The organism is Ruminococcus albus 7 = DSM 20455 (assembly GCF_000179635.2).
Lineage (GTDB): Bacteria > Bacillota > Clostridia > Oscillospirales > Ruminococcaceae > Hominimerdicola > Hominimerdicola alba.
In genome coordinates, this window is record NC_014833.1 from 1,108,872 (window position 1) to 1,125,156 (window position 16,285).

A 16,285-nucleotide genomic window follows, 5' to 3' on the forward strand; every position below is an offset into this window, starting at 1 on the left:
TAGAGGAGGTCACGAGAATGGGGATTTTTGACAATATTGGTTCGCCCGCAGTACAGAATGCGCAGCAGAGTTCAGGCAACAGGACAGAAGATATTGTTTTTACAAAGCTGCCCGATAATTTTGCAGAGTTCACAGCACTGCCGCAGGCTGCTATGGATGACCCGTTCAAGACAGCAGCACTGACAGTACTTGCGCTGTGTTTTTATCCCACGGACAAGGATACCTGTATACAGATGCTGAATTTTCTCAAAGGACCTCAGCCTCTTTCAACCTATGAACAGCAGTTCCTGCGTGACAGGTTCATGGATGCTGACTATGTTCCGCGGAGTTATTTCAGCGGTGCTTCACCTGCTAATGATTATAAGCCGTCACAGCCTTATACGGTCAGGGTCAGTGAAAATCCATATTCATATCAGGACAGCGGTTATGCCAAGCTGTATTTGCAGTCGGGTGGTGCTGACAGTCCGCGTGCAGTACAGCTGAGGCTTGCAAAGGACGGCAAGTGGTATCTGTGGGAGCAGTTTTTGCTGGCAGGTATACGTCCTCCCGAGTCAACTGATCCCTGGGCATGATAAAAAAGTACAGACACTTCTGCGTTATACGATAGATGTGTCTGTTTTTTTAATTTTTTGTGTTATTGACATTTCGTGAGTGGTATAGTATAATTAAATATGAAATGATCTATGGGTTTATATAGTGTTGAATTTATGGTATATCCGAATGATAGGATATGGGGATCTTGCTGATAACGGAAAACGTTAAATTTGGGGTGATGATATGTATTATGTTGTACTGACAGTACAGTATCTCAGCATATTTGGCCTGCTGTTTGAGAGCGCTTATATATTCAGAAACTGGAAAAGCAGGATACACGGATATCTTCTGCTGAACTGTGCAGCTACGATGGTAAACAATGCAGGTGTACTGCAGGTCATGCTTTCTGACAGCTATGATGAAGCATTGACAGCTCAGAAACTTTCGTATGTGGGGGCGGTATGGATACCGTTCTCTCTGCTTATATTCATTGTGGAGCTTTGCGGTGTAAGGACGAAGAAAAACACCATGATGTTTCTTGGTGCCCTTCATGCGCTGACCTACGTTGCTGTTATGACAAATGAATGGCATCAGCTGTATTACAGGAATATGGGTTACGATAAAGGCGGTGTACATCCGCACCTTACCTATGATGCGGGACCGTGGCATCATGTGTATACACTTCTGCTTATAGGATATATAGTTTACGGTCTGCTGATACTTTTCCTGACGATACATAAGGAGAAGAACAAGAAGAGCCTGAAAAGGCTTAGATACATAGCTGCATCGGTCGTGGTGGAGGTAATATCATACATAATCTACCTGACGGGCATAACAAACGGATACAACCTGACTTCAATGGGATACTCAATAAGTACGGTAATAATGTATATAGCTATATTCAAGTATGACCTGCTGGATACCCTGGAGCTTACAAGGGAATACGTTGTAGATAAGCTTTCGGAAGGTCTTATAGCAGTGGATACCGAAGGCAGGGTCAGGTATTTCAATGAGCCTGCCAGGGAGCTGTATCCTCAGCTTGCAGATGCCCCTGAAGAAACGCTTGATATCATCGGGAAGGCAATAGAGGATGATGAGGTCATCACCATGGGTGAACGCAAATATACTCCGTGCATAGAAGCGCTGGAGTATGAGGGCGAGAATTTCGGACGTCTGTACAGACTGATAGACGATACCGAGCATTACAATTACATGGAGCAGCTGCGCGAACAGAGCCTTATAGCTGATAAGGCGAACCGTGCAAAATCTGCATTCCTTGCCAATATGTCCCATGAGATACGAACGCCTATAAACGCAGTGCTCGGTATGGACGAGATGATCCTTCGTGAGAGCGGAGAACGCCAGATAATAGGGTATGCTGAGGATATCAGGAACGCGGGCAGGACGCTGCTTTCGCTCATAAATGATATACTTGATTTCTCAAAGGTAGAGCAGGGCAGGATGGAGCTGATACCAACGCAGTACGAGCTGGGTTCAGCTATAAATGACCTTGTGAATATGATACGTCCCCGTGCTGATAAAAAAGGGCTCAGGTTCGATGTTAAGGTTGACAGCGGTATACCACATATGCTCGTGGGCGATGAGATAAGGGTCAAGCAGTGTGCGCTGAACCTGCTGACAAATGCTGTAAAATACACTGAGAAGGGCAGTGTGCACTTTGAGGTCGGGTATGAGAAAACAGGTGATAAAAGCATAAAGCTCAGATTCACTGTGAGTGATACGGGAATGGGTATCAAGCAGGAGAATATGGACAAGCTGTTCTCACCGTTCTCGCGTATCGAGGAAGGAAAGAACCGTTCCATCGAGGGTACGGGTCTTGGTATGAGCATAACCAGGCAGCTGCTTGAACTTATGGGCAGTGAGCTGGAGATAAACAGCATTTACGGAAAGGGCTCGGTGTTTTCCTTTGCAGTTGAACAGCAGGTCGCCAAGTGGCAGCCTGTGGGTGATTTTACAAAGCGTTTCTCCGGCGGCAAGGGAGTTGCTGTTTACCGTGAACTTTTCCATGCACCGACGGCAAGGGTGCTGGTAGTGGATGACAATGCCATGAATCTGACAGTGTTCAAGGGTCTGCTCAAAAAGACACTGGTGGGCATAGATACTGCTTCATCGGGAGCAGAGGCTTTGCGGCTTGCTGCGCTGAACACTTATGATATATATTTTATCGACCACATGATGCCCGATATGGACGGCATAGAAACAATGAAAAGGCTCCGTGCTATGGAGGGCAGGGAGGATGCTGTGTGCATCGCACTGACTGCCAACGCAGTATCAGGCGCAAGGGAGATGTATATCGAAGCGGGATTCAATGATTATCTTTCAAAGCCTATAGACGGTGAACGTCTGGAAAAGATGATGGCAGGTATACTGCCGAAGGAAAAGCTGGAGGTGCAGACAGTTACCGAGCGGCGTACTATAAAGACCGCACCGAAGGTACTGGTGGTAGATGATGATGCTGTCATCAGGACCACTGCTAAAAATATACTCAGCAAGGCATTCGATGTAATAACCTGCGACACAGGTGAGAAAGCGATAATGCTCACAAAAGGGCAAATGCCCGATGTTGTGCTGCTGGATATCAGCCTTACGGGTATGAACGGGTTTGAAGTTCTGGAAAAGTTGAAAGAAGATCCCGATATCAGGGATATACCTGTTATATTCGTTACAGGCGATGACAGTGCCGAGGCTGAGAGCACAGGTTTCAAAAACGGAGCGGCTGACTATGTTAAAAAGCCTTTCTCGCCGGAGGTGCTTTTGCAGAGGACGAAACACGCGGCAGAGCTTTATCAGCTGCAGTCGGGCTTGAAAAGCGAGGTTGACAGGCAGCAGATCCGAAGCGAAAGGCTGTCGCTGGAAATGATGATGGCGCTGGCTAAGACCGTTGACGCGAAGGATCATTACACCAACGGACATTCCAACCGTGTGGCGATATACTCGGCTGAACTTGCACGCAGGCTTGGTAAGAGCGAGGCGGAGCAGCAGCAGATATTCCGCATGGGACTTATGCACGATATCGGCAAGATAGGTGTCAGTGAGGATATACTCAACAAGACATCGAGGCTGACGGATGAGGAATTCATGCAGATAAAGCGGCACACTGTCATAGGCAGTGAGATACTGTCTTCCATAACCGAGATGCCGGGGCTTGCAACAGGAGCAAGATCCCACCACGAGAGGTATGACGGCAGCGGATATCCCGACGGTCTGAAAGGAAAGGACATCCCAGAAGCGGCGCGTATAATATGTGCTGCGGACTGCTATGATGCTATGACTTCCACAAGAACGTACTCAAAGCCCATGGAGCAGCAGAAGGTCAGGGATGAGTTCATCAGGTGCAGCGGAACGCAGTTCGACCCTGATGTTGCGGCGGCTATGATACAGATGATAGACGATGATACCGACTACAGGATGAACGAGCAGGATTTCACCAATGACATATGGCTGGGTAGCGCAAAGCTGGAGGAGCTTAATGCAGGTGAGAACGCTTTGGCAGACAAGGGTTTTAACGGCATTGATGGTCTTGATGCGGATACAGGCATAAAGCACTGCGGCGGTGAGGATAATTACAGGCTGACCCTTGAAGCGTTTGCCGATTCGGCTGAGGAATATGCAGAGAGCATACGCAGGTACATCGCGGAGGATGACAGGGAAAATGCTATGATAAAGCTGCATTCCCTCAAAGGTGCAGCCAGGACGATAGGCGCTGAAAGCTTAGGTGAGATGGCTTATGCGGGAGAGATGTACTACCGCGGCCGCACTGAGGATGAACCCGATATCGACGGTACACTTGCTGAGCTTGAGCGTATATCTGCGGCTGTAAGAAAAAGGCTTGATGTATGATATAAGCCCGTGAACGTTGATCAGCGTTCACGGGCTTTGCTTTCATATATTTTCAATTGCTTCGGTACGTTCGGCTCTTTCATCGGTACACGATTTTTTTTCGCGGCTCAGATTGTTTGAGGACAGCAGAGATATAAGTGCGAATATCATAAAACCTACCGTTACCAGGAACGGGAATCTTATAAGCGTATGCTGTGGTATCATGAACGGCAGCATACTTATAGCACCGCAGGGCGGAAAGTAAAATTCGGTTTTATCCACTGCCAGCAATACTGCACAACAGGTGATACCTGCGGCAGCAGCCATTGGAAGTCCTGCGATTTCACAAAGAAGTATCCGTGAAGAGCAGCCGATGAATGTGCACAGTGCCATCATGGCAGTTGCTGTAGTCATATTCTTTTTTATAGGTGAACCGGGCGTGGACATCTCAGCGTATGCGACCATCAGCGGCGGCATTATTAAGAATGGTTTGCCAAGGATTACGGGCAGAAAGCACACAATACCAATTGTTATCACCTGTTTGATGCGAAGCGTTATAAGCGCTTTGTCAGGCTCAATGTGAACATAACGGTGTTTGCTGCGCATTCCTGTTTTTTCAAGTATATGCTGTGCTGAAAGTATGAGCCCTGTCAGTATGAATATCGACAGCGGGTAGGTAAAATTTTGTGTGCTGTTCATTATCGGGAGTATGCAGGTTGATATGGCCGGCAGAAAATCTGTCTGCGAAATGGTAATGAGTGTCATCACCGCGGCAAGACCTATGGGGATCTTGATATACATAGGAACAGGCACAAATCTGACAACAGCCATTCCCAGAAGTGCTGAGGCGGTCATCAGAAGCAACAGCCGAAGTTTGCTTGTGTTCCACGAACGTACAGGTGCAGCCAGTGCTCCGAGGGCAACAGCGCATATCTCGGGAAAAATGATATCGGTGTCGCCTGTTATATCTGATACCGCTACCATAAGCGAGCATAGTACTGCGCTTATCAGTATGGGTATTATTTTTTTCTTATCGAACAATATGATCACCTCGTGATCTTTCACTGTAAACAAATCCTATAAAAATTATAACATAACCCATTATCCAATTCAATTAAGTTTTTTTGAACTTATTGGCTGTTATTTTTGTGTACGCTTAATTATCATGGATATCTGTCATGTCTTTTGTGAGTGTTGCAGGATATGTTGATATATTTAATAAATGATGATATTTGTATGTGTTAATAAAATGCCAATGTTTTACAGTGAAGCCCCTATATACAAAAGACCTCCCTCGATCATGGCTCGGGGGAGGTTAGTAGTTATTCGATAAAGGACTTCATGCCCTGTTCTCTTCTCCATTCAAGGAATTCTTCGTAGGTTCCTGCACGGTCGATACAGCCGTCGGGTGTTATCTCGATGATGCGGTTTGCAACGGTCTGTACTATCTCGTGGTCGTGGCTTGCGAATATAACAACACCCTTGAAATCACGCAGTGCGTTGTTTACTGCGGTGATGGATTCGAGGTCGAGGTGGTTGGTGGGGCGGTCAAGCAGGATAACGTTGGAGCCGAAAAGCATCATTCGGCTGAACATACATCTTACCTTTTCACCGCCTGAGAGTACCTCAACGGGCTTGTATATCTCGTCGCCTGAGAACAGCATACGTCCCAGGAATCCGCGGAGAAATGTATCTGTTACCTCGGAAGTGGAGTAGGGGCGAAGCCAGTCAACTATGCTTTCGGTGTGTCCGTTGAAATACTCGGAGTTGTCAACAGGGAAGTATGAACGTGAAGTGGATACGCCCCACTTGATAGTACCCTCATCGGGTTCGGTCTCCTCAGCGAGTATCTTGAAAAGTGCGGTTATAGCCTGTTCGCTTTCGCCTATAAATGCCACCTTATCGGTGCGGGAGAGTGTGAAGCTGACATTGTTGAGAAGCTTTACGCCGTCAACTGTCTTGGAGACATTATTTACTTTCAGTATATCCTTGCCCAGCTCGCGGTCGATATTGAAGCCGATGAACGGGTATTTTCTCGATGATGCGGGCATTTCCTCAACGCTCAGCTTATCCAGAAGCTTACGTCTTGCAGTAGCCTGACGGGACTTGGATTTGTTTGCGGAGAAACGGTTGATGAACTCCTGTAGCTCCTTGATCTTTTCCTCGGCTTTCTTGTTCTGGTTTTTGATAAGTCTCTGCATCAGCTGTGAGGACTCGTACCAGAATTCGTAGTTGCCCACGTACATCTTGATCTTGGTGTAGTCGATATCAACGATATGTGTGCAGACATTGTTGAGAAAGTGTCTGTCGTGGCTGACAACCAGTACAGTACCGAAGTAGTCTGCAAGGAAATCTTCAAGCCAGCGGATAGCGTCGATATCCAGGTGGTTTGTAGGCTCGTCCAGCATGATGATATCGGGATTGCCGAAAAGTGCCTGTGCCAGCAGTACCTTGACTTTCTCGTTACCCGATAGTCCTGACATCTGCTGATAGAGAAGGTCTTCGGAGAGACCCAGACCCTGTATCAGCTTGGAAGCATCGGATTCAGCCTCCCAGCCGTTGAGTTCTGCAAATTCGCTTTCCAGCTGACCTGCGCGGTCACCGTCTTCCTCGGAGAAATCTTCCTTGGCATAGAGGGCGTCTTTCTCCTGCATGATATCATAAAGGCGCTTGTTGCCCATGATGACTGTATCCAGTACGGTATACTCATCATACGCGAAGTGGTCCTGCTTCAGCACGGAAAGGCGCTCGCCCTTGGTGATAGCTACCTCGCCTGTGGTGGGTTCAAGTTCGCCGTTGAGTATGCGCAGGAATGTGGATTTGCCTGCGCCGTTGGCACCTATGATACCATAGCAGTTGCCGTTGGTGAACTTGAGGTCTACGTCCTTGAAAAGAAGCTGTCCGCCAAAGGACAGGCTGACGTTTGAAACTGTTATCATTTTACTTTACTCCTTAATATTGAATATCCTTACTTTACTCTTTATCGTTCCAGCGGTAGGTGATGTTATCCGCGGAAATTGTTATCGTAGCTTCGATATCGCCGTATTTGCCGCAGCCGAACAGGTCGCATTCGTAGAGATAGCTTTGATAGCCCTTGTACTCTTTGAGAAATTCTATCTTCATACCGCTGTTCATAAGTTTAACGAACTCCTCAAAGGGGAGATCTCTGCGCAGGCAGATAGAGTCGTCGCCTTCATCGCGCCATTCAAATATATCAACATGGATATTTCGGTGCATATCGGGGTAGACTGTATGGAATTCTATCTCGCTTTTGCCCGTATCACAGGAAAGCATGGCAGTCCCCTTGATATACCAGAAACCCTCTTCAAATCCGAAAGTCAGCGTGCTGTCACCAAAGGTAAGGCTGGTGGCACGGCAGTCATGGAGAGAAAAATTCTCCATATCGTTATCCGAATAATTAACATTCTTTTCTCCTTATTCAGTGGGGAGTATCATCTCATGTTCCATAGGTACAAATCCGTATCTCTCGTAGAGAGGTCTCCCCATATCTGTGGCTTCAAGTGAGATGAAAGTTATGCCTTTAGCTTTAGCGTCACAGGTAAGCAGGTCGAGTATTTTTGTGGCTATGCCCTGTCTGCGGTATGCGGGGTCGGTGTACATATTCATTATATAGGCTTTTCTCCCTGTGGGAACATCGCAGGTGGGCATTACCCTGTAATAGCTTACTCCCCCTGCGGCGATGATATCATCACCGACATAAACGAGATATGCGGTATGGCTGCCGTCCGTCAGGGACTGCCTGTAATATTCCCGGGACTGCTGTTCTATCACGGACATATCCGTATCATCGGGCAGTCTGTTCGCAGATATCAGAACTTTTATCCTTGATGAAACGAGTATATCAAGGTCGCTGATGTCAGCGCGTTTGTATTCAGGTCTCACAGGACACACCTCCGCATAATATCATACTTTAAGATTATAACATTTTACGTAAGCTTTGTAAATCGGCAAATCATACGGAAAAAACTAAAATCTGAACAAAGCAGTTGACTGTTTGGGAAAAATAGGTTATAATATATCTGAATAGATACTGCCCCTTTGAAGACAGGAGCAGGGAGTCTATACATGATCAATAAGAATAAGGATAGGACACGAGAGACAGAAAGAAAGCAGAGGAAACAGATATGCCTTTCACACCTGAAGCACCGCAGTTTTTGTTTGAAAACTATACCCGCAACGACAAGGAATGGTTCAAGGCGAACAAGGAGACCTACGAAAGGGAAGTGCTTGTTCCCATGCGGGAGATGATAGAGTATCTTACACCGCTTATGAAGCGCATAGACAGCAGGATCGTATGCTCGCCGAAGAAGATCAGTCGTATATATAAAGATGTAAGGCTGATGAGGGACGGTATGTTCTTCAAGAAAAGTATATGGTTCTCGCTTATGCGTCCCAAGGAACAGTATGTGAGCAAGCCTGAGTTTTTCTTCTGGATAAGTCCTGATGACTTCGGCTGGGGCTGCGGATATTATCATATACCCACGCCTGTGATGGATACTGTCCGCACACTTATACTCAACCGTGATAAGGCAGCGATGAAGGCTCTGGATGCTTACGACAGGCAGGAGAGCCTTGTGCTGGATGGTGAGCCGTACAAGAGAGACAGGTTCCCGAATGAACCGCTGCGATTCAAAAACTGGCTAAACAGGAGAAATCTGGCAGTGCTTCATACAAGTGACGATGCCGAGTTGTTTTTCGGTGATAAGCTTTGCGAAAGGGTCAAGGCAGACTTTGAAAGGATAGCCCCTGTTTATGAGCTTTTTATCAAGGCGGAAGATTCAGTGGCGGCAGAAGATACAGCGAAAACGAGGTGAGAATATGGTCTTGTATTTCAGCGGTACAGGCAATACCCGTTATGCGGCAGAGGTCATAGGACAGCTTCTCCGTTGTCAAGTCAAGGATATGAGAGACTTTATAAGGACAGGTGTCAAGACAAAGTTCTATTCAAAAGCGCCGTATATAATATGTGCGCCCATATATGCGTGGAGATTTCCGCCGCTGGTCGAGGGCTTTCTTGAACGTTCTGACTTCTGGGGAAGTGATAAGGTATACTTTGTGGCTACCTGTGAATCACAGACAGGTGATGCTGCAAGGTATCTGAAGAAGATATGCGATAAAAAGGGTCTTACTTTCATGGGATTTGCAGGCGTACCTATGCCGGAAAACTACATAGTCATGTATAAGCCCCCGAAAGAGGAAGAGCAGAAGCATATTTTCAGAATGGCTAACAGTGAACTGGTCGGTATAGTCAACACTATCAGCAGAGGTGAGGTACTGAAAGATCGTCTGGATATGAAGCTGCTGAAACCTTTTACGAAACTGGTGAATCCCTGGTTCTTCGGTGCCTGCGTATCAAGCAGAAAATTTCGTACCACCGATAAATGCACAGGCTGCGGCAGATGTGCGGATGTCTGTCCATACGGCAGTATAAGCATAGTTGGCGGCAGACCCGTATGGGGAGAAAAATGTATGCACTGTATGTCATGCATATGCGGATGTCCCACCGGGGCTATCGAGTACGGCAGAAGTACTGTGGGCAGGGACAGATATTTATGCAGGAAAAAGCCTAATATCACTTGGAGGTATAAATAGTTATCATGGATATAAATGATATGCAGCAGGTATGGCAGTATTCGCCCGAGCAAAAATTCGTGATAAAGCCGAGACTTGCAAGGGGCGAACGTTCGACAGGCGGCGGACTGTGGTTCATTACCCTGCTGCCGCTGATAGGTATGGTCATGGAGAGCTTCGCAGTGGATAAGTATTCGGGTGCGGTGCTGTGGCTGATGGTCATAGGTCTTATGTTTTTCGGATGCTATGCTGATCTCAGACACGCAGACGACCTTGACGATATGACAAGGCAAGGTTTAAAAAAGGCAGTGCTGATACCTCCTCTTTACCTTTACCGAAGGGATAAGGCGCGTGGAGTTGGAACCACAAAGGGTATCGTTATGGGTATACTTATGGTGGCAGCGTTTTTCTCAAACGGATTCGTGAAGGGTCTTACGGTCGATGCGGACAGTATCATCGAAAGGCTGGAGATGACACCTGTTTCAGTGCTTGGGTATAAAGAACCTGATGATGATAAGACTATCGGCAGTCAGCTGGAGGGCTGGTTCGATGATAGTAAGTACGAAAGTGATTGTACCCATACGGGAGATATCTACGCTGTTACATACAGCGGTACTCACGAAGGCAAGACTGCGGAGATCACTGTGAATGTTGAGCATGACGGTTACATATTCAAGGATATTACCCCTGAGGGCATTACGCTTGACGGCAAAGAGCTTGAAGATGATGAACTGAAGGATATGCAGAAAACCATATTTGTCGGAGATGAAGCCGATGATGAGGAGGAAAATTCCGAAGTATCATCCGAAAAAGCATCCGAAAAAGAATAATTGTACAAAAAATATCCCCTGTACACACAGCTGTGCGCAGGGGATATACTTATTTGTTCAGTTCTTCTATAACGGGTATAACATGGGCAAGGGTCTCACAGCAGGCGTACATCAGCCCGGAGATCTCATCGTCGGGCTGTGAAAGATCGGGTACAAATACAGGTACGCATCCTGCACCCTTTGCGGACTTTATACCGTTTGGTGAATCCTCCAGCGCGATACATTCAGCAGGCGGAAGACCCAGTTCAGCGGAGGCGGTTATATAGATGTCCGGATCGGGTTTGGAGCTTTTTACCATATTGCCGCATACCACCTTGTCAAAGTGGTGGTAAACACCTATTGATTCAAGATACAGCTTTGTCCTGATATTATCGGTAGCCGTTGCCACAGCAAGGCGCATACCGCTGTCCTTGCCATAGGCGATGAGTTCATCCAGTCCCGGCTTTTTTTCAATGCCGTTTTTTTCGATATATGCGTTCATAAGTTCAATTCGTTTAAGGCGGACTTTTGCGTAATCAAAATCGGGGCTTATCTCCCTCTGCAGCTTGGGACCTGCGTATTTTCCTGCAAGAGAGCGTATACCGAGTACGTGTTCCTGCTTCATCTCCCAACCGTAGAAAGCAGCAGCTTCACGCCAGAAACGGGTGAGCAGTTTTTCGGTATCGACCATAAGTCCGTCCATATCGAATATCAATCCGTTTATTTTCATTTTACTGACCTCACTTTTTAGCGAAAGAATTTCATTACCTTTTGATTTTAGCATACCGTAGCGGATATGTCAAGTCGGATATGGACCTATGAGGTATTTACTTTTTATGGCATATATGATATAATTGGTGCAGCGCAGTGTTCACACAAAACAGCGCAGTGGGGAGCGTTAATAAAGTATGGAACAGGGACTTAAAATACTGCTTGTATGCATTACAAATAAAAACTACGGAGATACGATAATTGCTGATTGTACGGAGTATCTTCTGCATAAAGCCCTTGGCAGGGCTGACAGCACCTGTAAGATCCTCAGGTACAGTATAACCGGTCTTGACCTATGGCAGATAGGCTATGCTGATGCTGTTGTGTTTGCCGGCGGCGGTTTAATAAAATATGAGCATGAGGAATTCTGTGAGCGCTTATCTGAGATAGTGGAAGAAGCAGAAAAATGCGGAGTTCCTGTGTTCCTGAATGCGGTTGGTGTTGAGGGATATGACGAGAACAATGAGCGCTGTCAGCGGCTGAAACGGGCACTGAATTCGGAAACGGTCAAGGCTGTGACCATAAGGGATGATCACGCTTTGTTCAAGAATGAATACGCTGTCCGCAAGGGGCTGAGGGTAAAGCCTGTGTTTGATACTGCGGTGTGGGCTGATAAAGTATATCGCATATCTCCTTCTGAAAGTGATGTGATCGGGCTGAATGTTGCCCGCGGAGATATATTCGCGGATTACGGCGCTGTCGGTATAGACGAGGAGTATATGCTGAACTTCTGGAAAGAACTTACAGACAAGCTGACAGAACGCGGCTTGAAATGGAAGATATTCACCAACGGTTTTGACAGCGATGAGAAGTTCGCTGTAAAGCTTTGTGAGATGCTGGGCTGTGAGAAGCTGCCGCAGGTGGGATCTGCGAGACAACTGGTGAAGTATCTGAGCGGATTCAAGGCTGTGGTGGCGGTGAGGATGCACGCTTGTATAACCTCCTGCGCACTGGGACTGCCATGTGTGGGGCTTGTATGGAACGACAAGCTGAGAATGTGGGGCGAGAAGATAGGTACTCCCGAAAGATATATCGAGCCAGAGGAACTTACTGCTGACAAGGTACTGCTGATGCTGGACAGAGCGATGTTCGAGGGCGGAAAGTCAGCGGGGGCTATAGCAAAGCTTGCCGCACCTTATGAGCTGAAAAGATTTTTACGGAAAGAATGTAGACCTCGTGGTGTTAAGTATGAGGGTAAGGCTGCTGACAAGATAATGGAGGTCGGACTTGGAGGTATACAGCACAAGTACAAAGCGCTGAACAATCTGAGCGAGATGAAGCGAAGACTCGATAAGGGCTGTACGGTTTTTGAAGCCGATGTTCGACTGACCTGCGATAATAAGGCAGTATGCATAAATGGCTGGTCAGAGAAGAACCTGAAAATGCTGGGTGCTGAGTACAACGAGAACAGTCGTCTTGGCATACCGTCTAAGGATTTTCTGACGGCTAAGTATGATGGAAAGTACAAGACCTGTAGTTTTGAAGATGTAGCTAAGGAATTTGCCGTCAGGGGCAACGCAAGGCTGATGATAGACATCGGTATACCGCCCAAGGAACAGCACGAAGCACTGCTACGAGAGATCGCAGGTATACTAAAAGCCACGGGTCTTGGCAAAAAGCGGACGATGATACGCTTTCAGCGGGAGAAGGACATAAAGTTCTGGAAAACGCTGGAATGCGACTGCACGATAGTATACTTCCTGAAAGATTCCACAGATCCTGCGGAGCGTGATGAGTACAGAAACAAGGCTTTCGCGGTGTGCAAGAAGTACGGGATAGATACTATATCCATGGTGGCACAGACCTACACCAATGAAACGGCGGAGCTTCTTAAAAGCAAAAAGCTGAAACCTGTGATACTCAGCTGTGACAAGGTAGGGGACGCTGTTGAAATGATAGAGCGCGGCGCTTATCTGGTGGGCAGCAATTTCTATTCTGCGAGGTACATAAAAGACCTTACATCATGATATCCAAAACAAAAGCCATAGCACGAATAATGTGCTATGGCTTGATTTTATATGCTTATCAGAGGTTATTGAGCATCTCGGTGAGATTAGCTACAAGTGCCTTAGCCTTGACCTCTTTCTCACGTATCTCGTTAACTACCTTTTCGGGTGCCTTGGACATGAACTTTTCGTTGTTCAGCTTGCTGTTTACAAAGTCCAGTTCCTTATTTGCCTTTTCGAGCTCCTTGGTGATACGAGCCTTTTCAGCTTCGATATCAACAAGCTCTCTGAGAGGCAGGAGCAGTTTTGCATCAGCGGTAGCAACTGTTACCATGCCGCTTGCATCAGCTGGTTCATCAGCGGTAACTGTTACCTCGGAAGCGCTTGCAAGTCTCTTCAGGAAGTCGGCAGCTTCGGCATAGTCAGCTGTATTTGCTGTAACTATGGTGATGTGTGCCTTTCTTGAATTGGGAACGTTATGACCTGAACGGCACTCACGGACAGCGCGTACAGCTTCCATGATCTTTTCCATTCTTGCCTCGTCAGCAGGAAAGTCGAGTTCAGCCTTGTACTCGGGCCAGCTCTGCATCATCAGGTAGCCCTCATCGTGGGGGAGTGCCTGATATATTTCCTCGGTTATGAAAGGCATGAAGGGGTGGAGCATTTTCAGTATATCTGTCAGTACATAAGCAAGAACGTTCTCTACATTCTTCTTAGCCTGTGCGTCCTCGCCGTTGAAACGGTTCTTTGCCAGCTCGATATACCAGTCGCAGAAGCTGTTCCAGATGAAGTCGTATACCTTCTGTGCGGCTACGCCCATCTCGAAGTGTTCGAGGTTGTAGGTAACTTCCTTTATCACCTTGTTCAGGCTGGAGAGTATCCACTTATCTTCGAGGGTCAGCTCCTTGGGAAGCTCGATCTTGTCGATGGTCATGTTCATCAGCAGGAATCTGGAAGCGTTCCATATCTTGTTGGTGAAGTTTCTCATGGCAACGATCTTTTCTTCGCTGTAACGCATATCGTTTCCGGGAGAAGAACCCTGTACCAGCATGAATCTCAGAGCGTCAGCACCGTACTGGTCGATCACCTCCAGAGGGTCGATGCCGTTGCCCAGAGACTTGGACATCTTTCTGCCTTGGGAATCTCTTACAATACCGTGGATAAGTACGGTATCAAAGGGTGCCTTGCCTGTATATGCAAGACCGGAGAATATCATTCTGCTTACCCAGAAGCCGATGATATCATAGCCTGTTACCAGTGTGCTTGTGGGGTAGAAGTAGTTGAAATCGTCACTCTGCTTATCGGGCCAGCCCAGTATGCTGAAAGGCCACAGTGCAGAAGAGAACCATGTATCCAGTGAGTCCTCGTCCTGAGTGAGGTTGGTGCTGCCGCACTTTTTACACTTGCAGGGAGCTTCCTTGGCTACGTTTATCTCGCCGCAGTCAGCGCAGTACCATGCGGGGATACGGTGACCCCACCACAGCTGACGGGAAATGCACCAGTCTCTTGTATTATTCATCCAGTTGAGATAGGTCTTGGTGAATCTCTCGGGAACGAACTTGATCTTGCCATCTTCAACTGCCTTTATTGCAGGTTCAGCCAGAGGCTTCATCTTAACGAACCACTGCTTGGATATCATAGGCTCGATGGTGGAGTGGCAGCGGTAGCAGGTGCCTACATCGTGCTTCAGGGGTTCAACTTCTTTCAGCAGACCCAGTGCTTCGAGGTCGGCAACGATGACCTTTCTTGCTTCAACTGTGGTCATGCCTGCGTACTTGCCGCAGTCGAGAACTTCGGGCTCACCCTCAGCCATCAGACCGCTGGCTTTCAGTTCTTCGTAAGCTGCCTTGTCCTCAGCGCCTGTCATATGGCCGTCATAGGTGAAGCATCTTACGCTGGGCAGAGAATGTCTCTGACCAACTTCAAAGTCGTTGGGGTCATGGGCAGGAGTTATCTTAACTACGCCTGTACCCTTTTCCATATCGGCGTGCTCGTCGCATACTATGGGTATCTCCTTGTCAAGCAGGGGGAGTATAACGTGGCAGCCGTGGAGGTGCTTGTATCTGGGGTCTTCCTCGTTGATAGCAACTGCGGTATCGCCCAGCATAGTTTCGGGACGGGTGGTAGCTATCTCAAGGAACTCGCCTGTCTCTTTTACCTTATAGAGTATGTGCCAGAAATTGCCGTCCTTGTTGTCGTACTCAACTTCCGCATCGGAGATAGATGTCTGGCATTTGGGGCACCAGTTTACCATACGGTTTCCGCGGTAGATAAGACCCTCTTCGTAGAGCTTTACAAATACTTCCAGTACAGCCTTTGAGCACTGGTCGTCCATAGTGAAATGCTCTCTCTCCCAGTCGCAGGAAGTACCTAGAGTTCTCAGCTGTTCAACGATACGTCCGCCGAACTTCTCTTTCCATGCCCATGCTCTCTCCATGAACTTGTCACGTCCGAGGTCAGCCTTTGTGATACCCTCCTGACGCATAGCTTCAACTATCTTGGCTTCGGTCGCGATAGCTGCGTGGTCGGTGCCGGGGATCCACAGTGCGGCATAGCCCTGCATTCTCTTGAAACGGGTGAGTATATCCTGCATGGTGTTGTCAACAGCGTGACCCATATGCAGCTGACCCGTTACGTTCGGGGGCGGCATAGCTATGGAATAGGGCTTTTTCTTGGGGTCGGCAACGCCGCGGAAACAGCCTGCTTCCTCCCATGCCTTATATGTACGGCTCTCAACTTCGCGAGGGTCGTAGGTCTTTGATAATTCTTTCATTATGATTTATCCTTTCAAAA

Annotated in this window: 12 protein-coding genes; 6 read left to right on the forward strand and 6 right to left on the reverse strand. The window is 47.5% G+C overall.

The window, feature by feature from the left end; translation table 11 throughout:
- Positions 1–17: 17 nt before the first annotated feature.
- Both RUMAL_RS04950 and RUMAL_RS04955 read left to right on the forward strand, forming a co-directional pair.
- Positions 18–572 carry a DUF6935 domain-containing protein gene (locus RUMAL_RS04950; protein WP_013497676.1) on the forward strand — a complete coding sequence of 185 codons (555 nt, stop codon included), beginning with the start codon at positions 18–20 and terminating at the stop codon, positions 570–572.
- 205 nt (positions 573–777) lie between these two features.
- Positions 778–4,395 carry a response regulator gene (locus tag RUMAL_RS04955; protein ID WP_013497677.1) on the forward strand — a complete coding sequence of 1,206 codons (3,618 nt, stop codon included), beginning with the start codon at positions 778–780 and terminating at the stop codon, positions 4,393–4,395.
- 42 nt (positions 4,396–4,437) lie between these two features.
- On the opposite strand, the gene RUMAL_RS04960 is transcribed toward RUMAL_RS04955, so the two are convergent.
- The 4 genes from RUMAL_RS04960 to RUMAL_RS04975 all read right to left on the reverse strand — a co-directional run bounded on the left by RUMAL_RS04960 (position 4,438) and on the right by RUMAL_RS04975 (position 8,277).
- The gene (locus RUMAL_RS04960) at positions 4,438–5,424 is read right to left on the reverse strand and encodes a hypothetical protein (protein ID WP_419247551.1); all 987 of its coding nucleotides are present in this window, start codon (positions 5,422–5,424) and stop codon (positions 4,438–4,440) included.
- 272 nt (positions 5,425–5,696) lie between these two features.
- Positions 5,697–7,313: an ABC-F family ATP-binding cassette domain-containing protein gene (locus RUMAL_RS04965; RefSeq protein WP_013497679.1), complete on the reverse strand. Its 1,617-nt coding sequence runs from the start codon at positions 7,311–7,313 to the stop codon at positions 5,697–5,699.
- A gap of 34 nt (positions 7,314–7,347) precedes the next feature.
- Positions 7,348–7,776: a hypothetical protein gene (locus RUMAL_RS04970; RefSeq protein WP_013497680.1), complete on the reverse strand. Its 429-nt coding sequence runs from the start codon at positions 7,774–7,776 to the stop codon at positions 7,348–7,350.
- Positions 7,777–7,809: 33 nt separating this feature from the next.
- Positions 7,810–8,277 (reverse strand): GNAT family N-acetyltransferase, encoded by a 468-nt coding sequence (locus RUMAL_RS04975; RefSeq protein WP_013497681.1) that lies wholly within the window; start codon positions 8,275–8,277, stop codon positions 7,810–7,812.
- A 242-nt stretch (positions 8,278–8,519) separates the two neighbouring features.
- Between RUMAL_RS04975 and RUMAL_RS04980 the strand changes: the two genes are divergently transcribed.
- From RUMAL_RS04980 to RUMAL_RS04990, 3 genes are read left to right on the forward strand one after another with little or no spacing between them, the layout of a single operon-like run.
- Positions 8,520–9,209 carry a DUF2461 domain-containing protein gene (locus RUMAL_RS04980; RefSeq protein WP_013497682.1) on the forward strand — a complete coding sequence of 230 codons (690 nt, stop codon included), beginning with the start codon at positions 8,520–8,522 and terminating at the stop codon, positions 9,207–9,209.
- 4 nt (positions 9,210–9,213) lie between these two features.
- On the forward strand, positions 9,214–9,987 hold the full coding sequence (locus RUMAL_RS04985) for an EFR1 family ferrodoxin (protein ID WP_013497683.1): 774 nt from the start codon (positions 9,214–9,216) through the stop codon (positions 9,985–9,987).
- Positions 9,988–9,992: 5 nt separating this feature from the next.
- Positions 9,993–10,796 (forward strand): hypothetical protein, encoded by an 804-nt coding sequence (locus tag RUMAL_RS04990; protein WP_028504303.1) that lies wholly within the window; start codon positions 9,993–9,995, stop codon positions 10,794–10,796.
- Between the two features lie 49 nt (positions 10,797–10,845).
- Here RUMAL_RS04990 and RUMAL_RS04995 read toward each other — a convergent pair whose 3' ends face one another.
- Complete coding sequence (locus RUMAL_RS04995; protein ID WP_013497685.1) at positions 10,846–11,505, reverse strand: HAD family hydrolase; 660 nt, start codon at positions 11,503–11,505, stop codon at positions 10,846–10,848.
- Positions 11,506–11,683: 178 nt separating this feature from the next.
- Between RUMAL_RS04995 and RUMAL_RS05000 the strand changes: the two genes are divergently transcribed.
- The gene (locus tag RUMAL_RS05000) at positions 11,684–13,513 is read left to right on the forward strand and encodes a polysaccharide pyruvyl transferase family protein (protein WP_013497686.1); all 1,830 of its coding nucleotides are present in this window, start codon (positions 11,684–11,686) and stop codon (positions 13,511–13,513) included.
- A 58-nt stretch (positions 13,514–13,571) separates the two neighbouring features.
- Here the strand turns inward: RUMAL_RS05000 and RUMAL_RS05005 are convergent, their stop codons facing one another.
- Complete coding sequence (locus RUMAL_RS05005) at positions 13,572–16,265, reverse strand: valine--tRNA ligase (protein ID WP_013497687.1); 2,694 nt, start codon at positions 16,263–16,265, stop codon at positions 13,572–13,574.
- Between the last annotated feature and the right edge of the window lie 20 nt (positions 16,266–16,285).